The sequence below is a fragment of the Brevibacterium aurantiacum genome, assembly GCF_900169065.1.
Lineage (GTDB): Bacteria > Actinomycetota > Actinomycetes > Actinomycetales > Brevibacteriaceae > Brevibacterium > Brevibacterium aurantiacum.
The window spans coordinates 25805-40642 of the sequence record NZ_FXZB01000028.1; the positions used below are offsets into that span (position 1 = coordinate 25805).

Below are 14838 nucleotides of genomic sequence, written 5' to 3' on the forward strand. Positions count from 1 at the left end.
GTCAAGGTAACCCGCCTGTATAGAAGTCCAAAGATAAACAGCGGCGCTCGTAGGAATGGAGGTTGCCAACCTCTGCATCAGTTCCGGTCGGTGGCCCAACGGCTCATGTGCCAGACCACGCAGAACAGAGTACCGAACCTCACAATAGCCACCACACTGCCGGCACCAATTATCAATAGAATTCGGTCGGCACTCCAGGACTGCTTTGGTCGCGGTGATGTGTTGGCCGATGCAGGACAGATAGAGGGTGTCGAGTCGGTAGAATATCGTGAGGTCAGGGGTGGAGAATTTAGGCCTGGCTACGTCGAGGTATTTCGTCTGGATTATGTGAGAACTTCCATCCGGGGAAGGCCTCGACCTCTGTCTGTGTGGCGACTCGCCCTATTTGGGCGTCACCGACCTACATTCTCGACTACGACGAGTCGGATAAGCTCATCACCGCTTCGCAACCGCTACGCGAGTTCGGGACACGAGCTCATATTCCTGCCAGATGTCCCGCCGCAAACCGGCGAACTCGTTAGCAACGTCGAAAATCTTGATCCTGCAGTGAGACACTGAACTTGTTCCAGTCAGGAAATCGATGATGTGGCTGGGACAGCCGGTCACCTCGGCGTCGGTGATGAGCACAGGGGGAAAGGCATTGACCATAAGAGCGATACCGAGGACAGACAACGTCCTTGATTCTTGTGGGATCAGCCTCCCTCAGCTGCGGTTCATGCCATCAAGCCCCGCATCAGTCCCCTACTCACTTCGGCCGGTGCTCAGCCATAACGTTGTCGAAGAGCTCGTCGCCGAGCTTGTCGTAGGAAACGTCCTTCGGGTACCACTCGTCGAGGTCGGCGAAGTCGCCCTTGTCGTCAAGGCCGAGTTCGGAAACGCTCTTCTGCCAATCGTTTGCCGCAGTATTCAGCGTCGATGGGGCATCTGGAACTCCAGCCGTCTTCGCGGTCTTCTCCGACAGGGTCTTGGCATACTTCGCCATCTGCTTCTGCACATCATCGTCGAAGGGCTCAACCGATCCGTCGTTGGCCTTCGCCTGTTCGACGGCCATCGCCTTGGCACCGATGACGACCTCCATCATGGTGGAAAATGTCGTCGACATCGAGTCGAAGACGATCTGCTGATAGGCCACCGGCAGCTCCGAATACTTCTTCCCGGCGGTGATCGCACCGGCAGAACGGGCGATTCCCGCATCGGAGGCGACTCCGATATTCGGAGCGACTTCGAACGTGCCGGCCTCGACGTTCGGGGCAAGCTGCCCGAGGTCGCAATCGGCCGTGCCACGCTGCAGCGCCTCATAAGTCTCGGGGAAGGACAGCGAAACAGGGGTGGCACCCAGATCGGTGACCTGCTTGCCTGCAGCTGCCGAACCGACGCGCAGCTGCTTGCCCTTCCAGTCATCGAGTGACGTCATCGGCTTCGAGCACATTGTGGAATACCCACCGGCGGCGAGCATCGGGATGAGCGGAACGAGGTCCTTGTCCTCGAACTCGGCAAGGACTTCCGGCGTCTCCCACGCCGCCTGAACACCTGCCGCATTCGCCGCCAGATCACTGGCCACCGGCGATGACGGCAACGTCGACATGGCTGTTCCAAGTGCGTCGAAGGCCGGGTATTCGGCCGGGGTGTAGGAGGGCAGGGTGAAGGCGAGGTCGACGCGTCCGTCGGCCAGGGCATCGTCGACGTCGGCATAGCTGGCGATCGCCTGACCCCACACGATGTCGACGGTGATCTTCCCGCCCGAGCGTTCCTCGATCGCCTTCTTCACATCGAGCCCGTTCGGCGCGAGGATCGACTTCTCCGACATCGACGACGGCTGGAACTTCAACGTCACCGGATCGAGGTCGGCCAGTGCCTCATCGATCTCGCCCTGCGCAGCGTCATCAGCGAAACCCTCGCCTCCCGCGGTGTCCGAGTCCGTACCGCTGCCGCCGACGAATCCGGCACATCCGGCGAGCAACGCCAGCGACGCGAACATTGCTGCGGTCTTCGTGGGGCGGATTGCCGCCGAGAGGATACGATTCATGGGACTCCTTTGAACGGCGGCTGTGAGTTCCCTTCGATCATAGATCCGAATGAGTCCACCCTCACCATGACTCCCCTCACACTGTGCCGAAGCCACGCAACGGCGCGGTCGACGGCACGGTGGGACCACCTCGGCGAGGCTCAGCCCGACATTCCTCCGCTGGTGCGTTCGATGAGGTCGGGCAGCCATTCGGTCATCCCGGGCACGGCGATCATGAGGACGAGGAAGATAACGGCGACGGGGAGGAACCACAGCAGGGAGATGAAGATGTCACGCAAGGTGATGTGGTGGCCGAGGTTGACGCCCGGATCCTTGATGATGCTGTTGACGATGTAGGGGATGATGCCGACCGGCGGGGTGATCATGCCGAATTCGCCGAGGAGGACGACGAAGACCCCGAACCACAGCGGGCTGACTCCCATCGTCTCGAGCGTGGGCAGGAGGATCGGGATGGTCAGCAGCATCATCGACATGGTGTCGAAGAACATGCCCATGATGATGTAGAGGACGATGAGCACGAGCAGGAATCCCACCGTCGACAGGCCGAGACCGGTGATGAATCCGGTGAGGATGGGCGCGAGTCCCGTGATGGCCAGCAGGCTGGTGAGTATCGTCGCGCCGATCATGATGAAGAAGATCGCCGAGGTGGCCGACACCGTGGCCATGGCCGAGTCCGCGACATTTCGCCACGGATGGTCCTTGCGTTTCTCCCATAGGCACAGCAGGAGTGAGCAGAGTGCGGCGGCGGCTCCGGCCTCGGTGGGGGTGAAGATGCCGGAGAACATGCCGCCGAAGAGGACGATGAGGATGATCGCGAAACCCCACACGCTCGCAAGGGAGGTGAACCGGTCGCGCCAGGTTGTCGTGGGGCGTTCTGGGGTTGTGGGGTTGGTGGTATCGGTTGCTGCTTGGCCGCGGCCGACGAGTCTCGGGACGAAGACGCCGACGGCGAAGATGAAGGCAGCAAAGCAGACGGCGAGCACGATTCCGGGCAGGGCACCGGCCATGAGGGCGGGGCCGACGGGCACGGAGGCGATGCCGGCGTAGATGACCATGAGGATCGAGGGCGGGATGAGGTTGCCGGTCATGCCGGCGACCATGATCGTGCCCACGGCCATGCGTTTGTCGTACCCGGCCTTGAGCATTTCGGGAATGCCTGCGCGTCCGAGCGCGTAGGTCATGCCGATGGTCGAACCGGTGACGGCCGACAGCCCGGCACCGGCGAAGGTGGTGCCGATGCCGATGCCGCCGGGCAGCCAGGAGAACCAGTGGTCGGCGACCCGGTAGACCTTGCCGGACAGTCCCGATTGGGTGAGCAGCATGCCCATGAAGATGAACATCGGCAGCACGCTCATCGACCAGTCAGAGACCGCGCTGAACGGGGCGGTCGCCAGGATGTTCATCGTCGCCGGGATCCCGGACACGGCGTAGACGCCGATGATCGAGGGCACGGACAAGGCGATGGCTACGGGCACGGAGAGGAAGAGGAGGACGAGCATCATCCCGATGCACCAAGCTCCGCCGATCGCCGCGGACGGGCTGGTGAAGAGACCGATGAGGCAGACGGCGACTAGGCCGAACCCGATGGTCAGGGCGAGGGCACCGGGGCCTTGGCGACGGCGGGAGTCCTTCGGGAACAGGGTGCGCGTGGTGGGGGCGGCGGTGCTCGGGGTGGCTGCGTTTGGATCGTCCGGGCGTGGGGTCGGGCCGGTGGTGTCGGTGTTCGGGTTCATTACTCGGGCGTCTCAGTAGGTCCGGGTCTCGAGGTCGTGTTCGGCGGGTGCGCCGGTGACCATGTCCGGGTCGGGCTGTCTCGTGAGGGCGATGACGACGGCGTCGAGGATGTAGAGCACGGCCAGCAGCACGAACACGATGGGCACGAGGAAGTACACCGGCCAGGTGATGACGTCGGAGACGTCGGCGGTCTGCCCGATCGCCATGTACTCCAGCGCTCTGGTGAGGCCGAACCAAGCGAAGGCGAGACAGACGAGCGCGCCGAGGATGCACGCGAAGATCGTGAACACCGCGGCCGTGGCGGGCCTCGCCCGTTCGATGGCCATGGTCACGGTGATGTGTTCCTTCTGCAGCTGGGCGGCGGGGATGCCGAGCAGAGCCACGATCGGTAGGTACCAGTATTCGACGATTTCGTTGGTGCCGGAGATCGGGGCGTCGAAGAGGGACCGCGCGAGGGCGTGGGTGACGATGTGGAGCATCATGACGATGACGGCGGCGGCCGTGGTGACCGTCAGCCACCGGTCGAGGACTCTGTTGAAAGTGAACATCACGAGTCACTGTAGCTCTCTGGCGCGGGTTCGGCGCCGGAGTTCGGTGTGACTTCGACTGCGCGGAGTGCGTCGAGGAGGTCGTCGATCTCGGAAGCGGCGGCCAGGCTGTCGGGCATCATCGCGGTCACTCGTCGGGCGCCGGCTTCTTGAAGGGCGATGGGGTCGATGCCGGCCACCTTCGAGTAACGACGGGCGCTGCGGGGCAGGAGGGCGACGCCGAGTCCGTTGGAGACGAGTGATTGGATGGCGCCGGGGTTGTCGGTGATGTGGCGGGTGCGGGGTTCGAAGCCGGCGTGCCGGCAGAGTCGTTCGGCGGTGGAGCGGCAGCGCACGCAGCCCATAATCCAAGGTAGGTCGGCGACGTCGTTGAGGTGTTGGATCTGTCCGGCGCGGTTCCAGCGTTCGGGGACGAGGAGGTCGAGGTGGTCGGCGCCGAGGTCGACGGTCGTACGTCCGGGCAGTTCAGGTGGTGTTTCGTCTTCGTGGTGGAAGAGGAAGGCGATGTCGATGGCGCCGTCGTCGAGTAGGCGCAGCGCTTCCGGCGGTTCGGCCTCGGACACTTCATAGGAGTGGTGCAGTGGCGAGTCTGTTCCACTGCCGGCGTTCGCTTCGAGTCGACCGAGGGCTGCAGCCAGGAGGCCGATGACGAAGCTGGGGAACCCGGCCAGCCGGACATTGCGTCCACCGAGGCCGAAGGCTTTGGCGAGGTCGCTGCGCAGTCCCGTCACCGAGGCGGCTACTTCGCCTGAGCGGATGCGGGCGAGTTGGCCGGCGGTGGTCAGCCGAATGCCGCGGGGTGTGCGGTCGAAGAGCGTGACACCGAGGTCCTTTTCGAGAGCGGTCATGTGCTGGGACAGGGCTGGTTGGGACCAGCCGAGTGTGCGAGCGGCGGCGCCGATGCTGCCGGCTTCGGCGATGGCACCGAAGATGAGAAGACGTTTGGGTTCGCCGAGAGTGAGAGCGTGTTCGAACACGGAAGACATAAGTACAGCTTATGTCAGAGCAGAGGGAACTGGGTCTACCGAGCGCGTTGGTATCGGGTCAGACTGGATCATGTAGCTGGTTTCGTGATGACAAGGAGTGGAAGATGCGCAGGATCGGTCTGCTGGGTGGAATGAGTTGGCATTCGAGCATTGAGTACTACACGAAGATCAATGAAGCGGTGGCTGGTCAGCTCGGCGGACATCATTCCGCACGGATCCTCCTTGATTCGACGGACTTCGCCGATATTCGTGAGATGCAGGTCGCCGAGGATTGGGCAGGCAACGACGCGTCGCTCGTGGCGACGGCGCAGCGCCTGGTCGATGGCGGCGCCGAGGCGGTCGCGATCGCCACAAACCTCATGCATAAGTGCGCTCCGGCCATTGAGGCGGCGGTCGATGTGCCGCTCATCCATATCGTCGATTCGATCGCGACAGTGGCGAAGCGTCAGGACTATTCGACGCTGGCGGTTCTGGGCACGAAGTGGACGATGCTCGATGACTTCTACACGGGACGACTCGAGGAGCAGGGAATCCGGACGCTCGTTCCCGATGAGGAGACGTGCTTCGAGGTCGATCAGATCATTTTCGACGAACTCACGCAGGGAGTCTTCACGGATGCTTCGCGGGCACGCTACGTCGAGATCATGAACGACCTCAAGGCCCGCGGCGCTGACGCGGTGGCGCTGTCATGCACGGAGATCGGCCTGTTGGTCCCACCGGAGACCGCTCCCCTGCCAGCCATCGACTCAGTCGATGCGCATGTGGCGGCGATTGTTGAGTGGATGATGGCGGAGTGAAGTCCACCTTCAGTGTCCTCCCAACAAGCCGCTCACTGCCAATCAGGCGATACTCCATCCTCAATCTTCAGATAAGGTGAAGGCAATTCATACACATTCATTGTCAACCTCATCAGCTGTCATTATGCGAGATGGTGCCTACTTTCACGCATCCGTGGTGGCCACTGCTGCCTGAACCGAATCGTAGTGAGGTTCCTGATAAGTCCGGGAGATGGTTCCCGGACCGATCGCCCCGGCCATTTGACCCTGAGCAAATGTTCTTGCAAGATCTGGTCGCTAACCCTTGATTCAAAACATAGGGGCACCCCCGTCGACCGGATGCTGGCCTGCTAGCACTTGATCATGGCCGTCCGCTGGCGCCAGAGGCCTCACAGACGTCCGATAATATGACCTCTGCATCGCCGAGCACCGGGCCTCATGCAAGCTCACCGCGCTCATACTCGGCGAACTCGCCACCTTTGGGGATGCGATTGAAGTTGCGATTGAACTTCGGAAATACGCTCATGCCCTCAATGTATGTGGCTTTATGAGCTCAGAACGCAACCGCGCTTCGGTCTGCTCAGTGAGCTGGGACTGATCATGCGATCACTGAGTTTTCCTGCCGAGGTCGCAGGCGTGGGCAAGATTATAGGCGCTGTGAAACAATACCGATGCTGTCAGCCCATAACGTGACTCGAGCCATCTGGAGACAAGACAGAACACTCCCATGTGGACACTTCCTGCAACCGACCCTATTTTCAGATGTGTGCATCCGAATCCGACGCTGAAAAGAAGCGTTTCCCAAAGGTCTCCGTCTTTCCGCCAGATCACCTCTTCGGCAGCGGCAACGGCAATGAGATCACGTACCTCTGATCGAGAATGCGGCGGGAGCCGATAGCGGGGAACCCTGCGGGCCAGAGCGAAGACGCTGAGGATGTGCCATGCCATACCGGCTCCTAGCCCGATAAGGCAGTGCCGGTCAGCGAGTTTAGAGCGTCGTTCCCGCGCAGGATCTTCTGATAGTGACAGGCACGCGATGATTGCAGTTGGGTAGTCGTGATACCAGCTTGCAGAAGGTCGGAACACGCTCGGTTGGCGCATTCGCGCGTGACTCAACAGATCCGGCCCCTTGAGAGTCCAACCCACATGTAAGAGTTTTGACAGTGAGCTCAATTCTCAGCGCCTAAAAGCACAACGTATAGGGCGGCGTCGTCAACCCCGTTGTGGTCGGGAAGGATTTCGTTGATCTCGTTGTCCATGAACCCGCCGAACACTCGGGATTGGACGTCGATGCTCGTCGCCACCGTGACGAGGTTCTGAGCCACATGTCCGGATTCCATGAGGCAGAAGCGAAGTGCTCGTTGGGCGTATTTGAACCGGCTACGCCAGAACGTCGCGCTGATGATGATGAACGCCGACGCATCCTGAGCAACCTCAGGCAGCAGAAGTGCTTCTCCCAAGGCGTCTAGATCTACGCCGTCACGTATATGCGCGATTCCGTGGCGGTACGGGTCGAAATGGTGAAGCGAACCAGCTTTCAGCGAATCGACATTGCGGGACACAAGATACAGATCGAGTGGGTAGAGTGCGCCACCAGACGGGACGTTTCTGCGTGACTGATGCCCATGGTCGAAAGGATAGGCGCCGTACGAGTGATGGAGAATCTGATGAATCGAGGTCAACGACAGTTTTCCACCACCGAACTGCGGACAAGAGCGTCGGGTGCGAAGGAGAGAGTCCAATCTATTTGGAAGCTCTTCGGCCTCACCGAGATCTGTGAAAGGTCTAGAGCTGTAACGCCTCGAGGCACGCTGGCTCATCTTCTGCAGTTCCGGAGACTGCAAAAGGGGAGGAATTCCGGGAGTTTCCCAGGCCAACCCATCCCTGGTGAGCTTCGATGCTTCGAAGTAGTCTTCGCTGGGGTCGAAAGCTTCCGGCACGCCCGTGTTGTAGACGATCTCTCGGAGATTAGCGCTGTGGCTTGCTTCGGCTGCTGATGTCAAGGGAGTCCTTCCTCAGGGAAACGGATGGGGAAGTGGATTGAAGTCTTCGTAACTCATATCGGCAGATCGGAACCCGAGTTCACGTGCGCGTGTGCGCAGGCGTTCACACCCGAGGAAGCGCCGGTGGAATCCGACATCGAGCATCTGCATCTGCGGGCTAAATACCTTGAACACTGCCCCACGTGCTTCCATCACATCGGGGCTGGTCAGATCTGCAGCGAACGCGTCAATACCTTGTGCGTTCAGTGCTGAAACGAGGAGACGAATCTCTTCGTTCGGCGTGTCGCCAGCGAAGTCCGGGCCAGTTGAGACATCAGTTCGCTCTTCTGACGAAATGAGGAAGTTCACTCGGTCGAGGGCTTTGGAATTCGCATAGAACCTGATGTGGTCGTCGAAGGAGCGAATCTCATCTGCAAGGTCGTGTGTGTCCGGATCGAGTGCGTTTCCGTCCCGCTGCTCAGCCTTAACCCAATTTCGCGTCTGTAAGCACTCGATTGCGGCGTCTTTAGCGGCAGCAAGCAGACTGGGGCCGGCCGCCGCGCCCAACGCGACGGGAGCATGCTCTGTGTGGCGGTTGATTGCCACTGCCAGCACGGACGGGATGTTGGATATTTGTGATAGGTCGACCAAATGAACGTCTACCCCTGATGGCGCAACGTAACGACCCATGAACTTCGACAGCTCAGAGTGGGAGTCGATGTCGATAAGAGGCATTGAGAGCTTCGAATGCCACGTAATCATGAATGCGTCACGTTCGATCAATTCGTAGAGTCCGCCGAGGATCGCCTCTGCCGGGGTCGAATGGAATGCCAGGCCGTTGCTGGTCGCATATCCCACTGCAGATCGTTCGTGATGTGGATCAGTCGGATACAGATACAGCATCTGAGAAGGCACCCACACTTCTTTCCCAGAGGCGAGGTCTTCCAATGGCGACCAATGCATCTCCACGTCACCGGTGAACGGACTGTAGTCGAAATTCGGGTCGTCGAACTGACGCGGATGAAATGGCGTCCACAGATCAGGATGGACACCGGGCGTCTTTTCCTGACTCAAAGTCGCGTAGCTGGCCTTTCGCAGTCTGTCCCAGGGAACCCACGCTCCGCTATATCGCTCGACACACTCACCAACTGCAGCAAGGTATGTGCCGACCTCCGAGATGGCGCCACCACCGTTGAATTTATTGTTCGACGAACCGATCAGGTGCTCGCCGTCAGCAGTCTCGGAACCGATGGCGTAGCAGTACGAATCGTCAATATCGTGAACCTTTTCAAAGACTCGGCTGACTATTCCGACGCGATCCGATACCAGTAAGCGTGCCCGCTGCAGCCCATCTTTCAGCGTGGCCCAGCGGTTGCCCGACGGTAGTTCGGTCAGTGAAGTGCGTCGTGTCTCGGTATGGGTAGTCATTTCACTCCTCGTGATACCAGATCTGCGGGTATCCCGTTCCAGACGTTGGAGAGCACTCTGGACAGCGCGGGACTCGCAATACGCGGTGGTTCGACATTTCAAAGCCCTCTAGCCCGTACGTCACATCGACGAAACCGCCGACAGGTGCCTGCCCTTGAGCTCCGTCGAGCGCGAGATGGGTCAGCATGGCGTCCGCCAATATCGACACCATCATGGAAGTCATTGCAGGCTGACTGTCGAAGCGGTCTTGTCGAGAAGGGGCGGACTGACCGTTCCTCTCGATATCAGCAAGTACAGGTTCGCGGATGGTACTGCCGGCGCGCAGGCGCAGGCACTTGTAGCAGGCAGACTGGTTCGGGTAGAACCAGGGGCCGACCCGGAATCGACCGCCGCGAGCAGGTGTGACCGGTGCCCAAACCCGAATCTCGGAATCAAGCGCCATTGAGTTTGCGGCATCGAGGATCGGATCATGCTCGTCGGAAGCAACGACGAGCATTAAGTCTGCCAATGCGTCGGTCGGCAGCTCAGCAACGACCTGGGGTTCCGCAATCGGGTACAGTTTTAATAGCGATTTCAGGTGTTCCACAACAGACGAACCGCTTCTGTCGACGATGGTCACAGAGGCCGTCTTCAGCCGCTCGGCGATGTCTTCGAAAGTGACGAGACCACCACTGCGATTCGCCAGCGACACGATTGTGTCCGGCCAACGGGTGCGCTCGGACGACACGAGAATTTCGGACTCAGCAAGGATCTCAAACGCTGATTGGAGCCTGTCGATGTCACTTTCTGCAAGGTCGTCACTCGAATTCGGAGCGGTCAACTCTTCGTTTGTTGACATCACTTCTGAGATGAAGGGCCAAAGAGCGTCATCGGACAGACTGTAGGTGTTCGCCGCGGCTTCGATAACGACGCGATCGCTGTTGCGGGAGACCCGAAGGTCTGGATTGACCTGATAGATCTGAGATTCAGTCACTATCATTGCCTCATTTCTTTTTTGGCGTTGACATAGGTTCGGAGGTCTTCGATGGCTTCCGCGCAATTGGATTCGTCGCCTGGCTCTTTCGACACGACGAGTTGCTGAGCGGCGATCACGCGTTCGCTCAGGTCGGGGGCCATTCCCGAAGCAACCATGACGTCATAGAGATCAACGGGTTTCACGCCCTCCGAGGCGGTGTCCTGGCCGAGTTCAGATTTCAGGGCTTCGATGACCGATTTCGCAGGGACGGTCGAAGGCACCCCGCTTGAACGAACAGGACTTCCTGAAGAAGTGGACTGGAGCGCAGCTTGCACCAGTTCGTTGCGCTGACGCCGGCTGATGAGGCTGATCTGTTTGGCCGGTTCAACGAGGCAGAAGGCCCTGTACTCAATAGTCTGGTCTATGTCATCGTCCCAGTCTTCGGCGGATCGGGGGAGATTGAGTACCTGGGCTCCACCGAACTCCGACAACGTGGATTCAATGTCGTCCTGCCACGAAATGTAGTCCGCGGCCCATTCAGAGATACTTTCGGCGACTCGCTCTGGGCGGATCAGCAATCGAGCATCTGAGCTTGCTGCAGCGCCTAACTGTTCCCTCAACTCTTCCCGGTTGAGCGTCACTGCGTCGACCACTGCGACGGATTTGGCTCCGCCGAAATCGCCGACGAGCTCAGCGATGTGTTGTCGAGACCCGATGTAGGTGACTGTCACGTTTATGCCTTCCGGTAGTGGATAAGGAACAGGTTGCCGTAGTTCGAGGTGGCGCCGTCTGACGGAACGATCGCATCGCTTTTGTCTTCGAATATTGATACGTCAGCGCCCGGAAGCGAAGTTCGGCAAATGGCGTCGACATCTTCGCGCGTAAGTGAAACGTTGTGCTGGTCAATGAGGAACTGGCTCAACTTTTCATCGGCTGAACGCATGAGGCGAGGGCCGACGCGCATGAGGTCGACGATGAGCAGATGCCCGCTGGGGCGGAGTCGTCCGCGCAGTTCAGCGCAACGGCGAGCCGGGTCGTCCCAGAGTGCAACATTGAGAGATGAAACGATGACGTCTGCACAATGCACAGTTGAGGGGATACCCTCGACGCTTGCTCGAACGAACTGCACGTTGTCGGGGCTCTTGACTGTATTGGTATGCAAGTCGGAGCCGTCTGGATCAATCCCGATATAGCTGTTGAAATCGTCGATAAGCGTTGCGAGGATGCCCTCTCCGCAGCCGATGTCGATGATGTCAGGAGTGTCGAGGCCGAGGTCTGCGATCTTGTCGGCGACAAAGGCGGAATAGAGCGGTTCGACTTTCGCGTCGTGCGCTCGGGCAATCGGCACAAGGTCAGGCTGTTGATACCAACAGCGGGCGCGTTCTCGTGAAGAGTCAACCTCCGGCCTCAGATCAGATGTATTACCCACAACTAGTCCGCCACCGCAGGGTTCCCGGCGCGGAAGGAGGGATCACCCGCTCGTCTCCGGGCCTCGGCCTTCTTCGCTCGTCGCGGCCCGATGAACCACCACATTGCAGGAATGAACACCGCAACAATCGCCCAATAGATCAGCCAAAACGACCCTTGTATGCCAGCAACGATTATGCCGAGACCGAGAAGGATGAGGCTAATCAGTGATGCGAGACAGGTGCGCCGCCAGGTAGACAAGGCAGTCTGGTGCGCGGACTCGTCAGCATCTGCATTAACGGGCCGACCGAACCGCTTGGCGATCTTCTTATCGAGAGATTTGATGATCGTCGGCCCCAACGCGATTGAGTAGCCAATGTAGATGGCAGAAAGACCATGTAGGAAGTTCGATGATCGTCCCGTACTGAGGTCGATATAGGTGAGAATCAATAGGGCTAAGTCGACAACCGGAGTGGCTAGGAGCAATCCCGCTCCGATGCGTGGCGCCTTGAGCGCATATCGCACCAGCAGGCCGGCCACCAGTAGTACCCAGAACAGAATTTCGGCAGTCGCAATGGCAATGAGAAGCACGCTTCACGCCTCCAGGTGCGTAGATTTTCGAGCCTAGTTGGCCGTGTGAAACTGCTGGGCACCCGACCTGAATCAGCGCCGGATGCCCAGCAACTTCTTACGGAATCATCCGCCCGAGCAGCAGCAGCACGGGAGGGTCGTGCAGGAGCAGCGTGCGGCCGTGGGCTCGAACGCCTGAACCTCAGACACGATCTTCGAAGAGTCAGTCGAAACCGCTGGAGGCAACTTGCTAATTAGCGTGGACATTTGCTTCTCCTTCTTCCTTGATTCCAGTACGGAACTTCCGCACCAGTGTGCGCTTCGCACGTGAAACAAACTGTCAGGCTTCAAAGTGGATTGCAATTATTGAATATTGAAAAACCACAAGACGCGTCGAGGTCATTCATTCGTGGTTAAGATTGTGTTCGATTCAGGCGTTCGGGTCAGGTCGATCATCAATAGCATCTAGGAAGGCAAATTGCCCGAAAGGCCGCAAATTCCGCAATGGAATCCGCAATTTGAGGAGAATTAGATTTATCCTTCAACGAAATTGGTTGTTGAGTAAACTCTCAGGTTCGGCGGTGATTTTCGCTAAGGGCCAGCACCTCGAACCTCATCGCTGAATCCGCTTCATTACTCCCACACAAATGAGCCATCGTCCCCGACTCGGAAATCGGTCTCCGGCCACATGGTGCGACCGTCCGAGTAGCGCAACTGCGCCCCATCAAGCCGACCAGCTGCCAGTTCTGTTTCGATTCCAACGCTGCCGCGCTGCTCGAAGCCGACACCGCCGAGGCCGGACGAACCGAGACCCTGCCCGACAGAGCACATGCCGGTCGTGCGCGATCCCTCGCCGTCGCCGGTCACCGCGACATCACCAGAGTGTGCGAGATCCAATCGCCCAGTGCCGCTTTGCCCTCGACCTGAGCCGACGGTGAGATGCTCTCAGGGGTGAACGTCCGATCTGCGGCCTCGACAGCTTCGGCGTGGCTGTCGTACTCGTCCAGATAGGCTCCCCGAGCCATTTCGGGACGGTAGTGGACAAACCTGTCGCAGAACTCGTTCGGCTGATTATCGGTGCCGGGCACCGGCGGCAGATGCTGGGTGCCATGCACTTCCAGACGCTTGCGCAGCAGACGCTGGCGTCGGTGGCATTGAACGTACCGGGATCCAATTCGTTGTGGCAGGTCACCGCCGGCGTCTGCTCCCACACCTGCTCGATCGCTTCATTGCCATCCGGGGCATTGTCGAGGGTGCGGGCGGGCCCCAACGACAACGCAAGACCTGTAACCGGCTCAGGTGAGGTCCAGTCATCGCCTTGCCGGAAAACGTGGACGGGCATCGACTTCGTCATCGCTGTCTCGACGACACCGGGAGCCACCTCGAAGATCCGCAGTCCCTTGTCGTGACCAAAACGAACAATCGAATAGGCGATTCGGAACAATGCCGCCTTCGACGCCGAATACACTGCCTGCGCCGGCGTGCCCTGACCCAAGGTGAGTTCGATGATCCGGCTAGGACGGCAGCCCTCGGCGCCTGCCTGCCATCAGCACCGGAGCGAACACGTTGATTAACTACGCAACCCCGACCACATTCGCTTCGACGACACCCTTGATGCTCTCAGGGTCAGCGTCCCACAACGCCACCTCCGTCGACTCGATCCGCCCAGCATTGTTGATGAGCACCTGCGGGCGCCTGCCCGTCTCCGCCTCCACCGCAGCCACGGACTCCCGCAGCGCTTTCACCACGGCGATGTCATCGGTGCGCAGCCCGACTCCGGTTCGCATGTGGCGATCTGATCGGTCTCGACGGTGAAATCGAGTCTGTTGGTCTCAGCGATCTGGCGGAAGGTGTCAGACAGCGCCCGAGGATTCGGCCTTGCTGCTATTGCCCCAGCCTCCGGGCATCTCCGCATCGCCGGACAAGGTGCCTGCGTTGTGGTAAAGCTGGTGCGGCGTCGAGGCAGTCACGCACTCATGTACGGAGATCGGTCTCGTGGTCCCACCAGAGACCTCTCCCCTGCCGGCCATCGACTCGGTCGATTCACATGTGGCGGCGATCGTGGAGTGGATGATGGCGGAGGAGACTGCACTCACAAAGGCGTGAGTACGTGAACCCTCCGTAAACATCGGAGGCAGAGAGCAACGAAGTCGGTTGTCACCCCTCTACAGTCGATGCATGACGAATCCACGGCACCCGAATCTCGGCAGCGATACTTGGAAGGCGTTCTTGGTCATCGTCGGAGCGTGGCTCCTGGCGGCGATTGGACTCTTCAATGAGTGGTTGCTGGCTCCTGATTGGGTGAGTCCCATAGAGTGGTGGCATTCCCACCAGGGACTTCACCCCCAAAAATGTGAAGAACCATCGTGGGATCCCGCTAGTAGTTCCGCCAAGAACCTCACGAAAGGCATCCCACGATGGCTGAC

Annotated in this window: 17 protein-coding genes and 2 pseudogenes; 2 read left to right on the forward strand and 17 right to left on the reverse strand. The window is 59.6% G+C overall.

Going from position 1 to position 14838, the window contains the following annotated elements; genetic code table 11:
- Window positions 1–84: 84 nt before the first annotated feature.
- The 5 genes and pseudogenes from BAUR9175_RS19765 to BAUR9175_RS16490 form a co-directional block, all read right to left on the reverse strand.
- Window positions 85–324: pseudogene (locus BAUR9175_RS19765) on the reverse strand (ISL3 family transposase); the annotation flags it as partial.
- Window positions 325–745: 421 nt separating this feature from the next.
- Window positions 746–2026 carry a TRAP transporter substrate-binding protein DctP gene (gene dctP, locus BAUR9175_RS16475; protein WP_101584569.1) on the reverse strand — a complete coding sequence of 427 codons (1281 nt, stop codon included), beginning with the start codon at window positions 2024–2026 and terminating at the stop codon, window positions 746–748.
- A gap of 140 nt (window positions 2027–2166) precedes the next feature.
- Window positions 2167–3759: a TRAP transporter large permease gene (locus BAUR9175_RS16480; protein ID WP_101584570.1), complete on the reverse strand. Its 1593-nt coding sequence runs from the start codon at window positions 3757–3759 to the stop codon at window positions 2167–2169.
- A gap of 12 nt (window positions 3760–3771) precedes the next feature.
- Complete coding sequence (locus BAUR9175_RS16485) at window positions 3772–4308, reverse strand: TRAP transporter small permease (RefSeq protein ID WP_101584572.1); 537 nt, start codon at window positions 4306–4308, stop codon at window positions 3772–3774.
- The gene (locus BAUR9175_RS16490) at window positions 4308–5294 is read right to left on the reverse strand and encodes a LysR family transcriptional regulator (protein WP_101584573.1); all 987 of its coding nucleotides are present in this window, start codon (window positions 5292–5294) and stop codon (window positions 4308–4310) included. The genes BAUR9175_RS16485 and BAUR9175_RS16490 overlap by 1 nt, the downstream gene beginning before the upstream one ends.
- Before the next feature lie 104 nt (window positions 5295–5398).
- Between BAUR9175_RS16490 and BAUR9175_RS16495 the strand changes: the two genes are divergently transcribed.
- Window positions 5399–6091: an aspartate/glutamate racemase family protein gene (locus BAUR9175_RS16495; protein ID WP_096162381.1), complete on the forward strand. Its 693-nt coding sequence runs from the start codon at window positions 5399–5401 to the stop codon at window positions 6089–6091.
- A 1148-nt stretch (window positions 6092–7239) separates the two neighbouring features.
- Here the strand turns inward: BAUR9175_RS16495 and BAUR9175_RS16505 are convergent.
- The 12 genes and pseudogenes from BAUR9175_RS16505 to BAUR9175_RS19425 form a co-directional block, all read right to left on the reverse strand.
- Window positions 7240–7890 (reverse strand): SagB/ThcOx family dehydrogenase, encoded by a 651-nt coding sequence (locus tag BAUR9175_RS16505; protein ID WP_226830453.1) that lies wholly within the window; start codon window positions 7888–7890, stop codon window positions 7240–7242.
- Window positions 7891–8085: 195 nt separating this feature from the next.
- A complete protein-coding gene (locus tag BAUR9175_RS16510) occupies window positions 8086–9480 on the reverse strand; it encodes a YcaO-like family protein (RefSeq protein ID WP_096157212.1) in 1395 nt (464 codons plus the stop codon).
- A 1-nt stretch (window position 9481) separates the two neighbouring features.
- On the reverse strand, window positions 9482–10459 hold the full coding sequence (locus BAUR9175_RS16515) for a TOMM precursor leader peptide-binding protein (protein ID WP_009884135.1): 978 nt from the start codon (window positions 10457–10459) through the stop codon (window positions 9482–9484).
- Window positions 10456–11088, reverse strand: coding sequence for a hypothetical protein (locus tag BAUR9175_RS16520; RefSeq protein ID WP_240516177.1), 633 nt, complete (start codon window positions 11086–11088; stop codon window positions 10456–10458). Before BAUR9175_RS16520 ends, BAUR9175_RS16515 begins: the two co-directional genes overlap by 4 nt.
- An 80-nt stretch (window positions 11089–11168) precedes the next feature.
- Window positions 11169–11783, reverse strand: a complete 615-nt coding sequence (locus BAUR9175_RS16525; protein ID WP_096157214.1) for a class I SAM-dependent methyltransferase — start codon at window positions 11781–11783, stop codon at window positions 11169–11171.
- Window positions 11784–11866: 83 nt separating this feature from the next.
- The gene (locus tag BAUR9175_RS16530) at window positions 11867–12433 is read right to left on the reverse strand and encodes a hypothetical protein (RefSeq protein ID WP_009884138.1); all 567 of its coding nucleotides are present in this window, start codon (window positions 12431–12433) and stop codon (window positions 11867–11869) included.
- Between the two features lie 105 nt (window positions 12434–12538).
- Window positions 12539–12679, reverse strand: coding sequence for a plantazolicin family TOMM peptide (locus tag BAUR9175_RS19980; protein WP_081448609.1), 141 nt, complete (start codon window positions 12677–12679; stop codon window positions 12539–12541).
- A gap of 366 nt (window positions 12680–13045) precedes the next feature.
- The gene (locus BAUR9175_RS16540) at window positions 13046–13309 is read right to left on the reverse strand and encodes a hypothetical protein (protein WP_101584575.1); all 264 of its coding nucleotides are present in this window, start codon (window positions 13307–13309) and stop codon (window positions 13046–13048) included.
- A complete protein-coding gene (locus tag BAUR9175_RS19770) occupies window positions 13276–13527 on the reverse strand; it encodes a hypothetical protein (RefSeq protein ID WP_240516326.1) in 252 nt (83 codons plus the stop codon). Before BAUR9175_RS19770 ends, BAUR9175_RS16540 begins: the two co-directional genes overlap by 34 nt.
- A gap of 287 nt (window positions 13528–13814) precedes the next feature.
- Window positions 13815–13880: pseudogene (locus BAUR9175_RS19775) on the reverse strand (hypothetical protein); the annotation flags it as partial.
- 106 nt (window positions 13881–13986) lie between these two features.
- On the reverse strand, window positions 13987–14199 hold the full coding sequence (locus BAUR9175_RS19780) for a Rossmann-fold NAD(P)-binding domain-containing protein (RefSeq protein ID WP_226823944.1): 213 nt from the start codon (window positions 14197–14199) through the stop codon (window positions 13987–13989).
- Window positions 14200–14265: 66 nt separating this feature from the next.
- Window positions 14266–14508: a hypothetical protein gene (locus BAUR9175_RS19425; RefSeq protein ID WP_164743178.1), complete on the reverse strand. Its 243-nt coding sequence runs from the start codon at window positions 14506–14508 to the stop codon at window positions 14266–14268.
- A gap of 82 nt (window positions 14509–14590) precedes the next feature.
- Between BAUR9175_RS19425 and BAUR9175_RS19530 the strand changes: the two genes are divergently transcribed.
- The coding region (locus BAUR9175_RS19530) for a hypothetical protein (RefSeq protein WP_219618417.1) at window positions 14591–14838 on the forward strand (248 nt) is incomplete at its 3' end.

Coding starts and splice junctions, on each gene's coding strand:
- dctP (WP_101584569.1), bottom strand. CDS start 2,026: ATGAATCGTATCCTCTCGGCGGCAATCCGCCCCACGAAGACCGCAGCA.
- BAUR9175_RS16480 (WP_101584570.1), bottom strand. CDS start 3,759: ATGAACCCGAACACCGACACCACCGGCCCGACCCCACGCCCGGACGAT.
- BAUR9175_RS16485 (WP_101584572.1), bottom strand. CDS start 4,308: ATGTTCACTTTCAACAGAGTCCTCGACCGGTGGCTGACGGTCACCACG.
- BAUR9175_RS16490 (WP_101584573.1), bottom strand. CDS start 5,294: ATGTCTTCCGTGTTCGAACACGCTCTCACTCTCGGCGAACCCAAACGT.
- BAUR9175_RS16495 (WP_096162381.1), top strand. CDS start 5,399: ATGCGCAGGATCGGTCTGCTGGGTGGAATGAGTTGGCATTCGAGCATT.
- BAUR9175_RS16505 (WP_226830453.1), bottom strand. CDS start 7,890: ATGAGCCAGCGTGCCTCGAGGCGTTACAGCTCTAGACCTTTCACAGAT.
- BAUR9175_RS16510 (WP_096157212.1), bottom strand. CDS start 9,480: ATGACTACCCATACCGAGACACGACGCACTTCACTGACCGAACTACCG.
- BAUR9175_RS16515 (WP_009884135.1), bottom strand. CDS start 10,459: ATGATAGTGACTGAATCTCAGATCTATCAGGTCAATCCAGACCTTCGG.
- BAUR9175_RS19980 (WP_081448609.1), bottom strand. CDS start 12,679: ATGTCCACGCTAATTAGCAAGTTGCCTCCAGCGGTTTCGACTGACTCT.
- BAUR9175_RS19780 (WP_226823944.1), bottom strand. CDS start 14,199: ATGCGAACCGGAGTCGGGCTGCGCACCGATGACATCGCCGTGGTGAAA.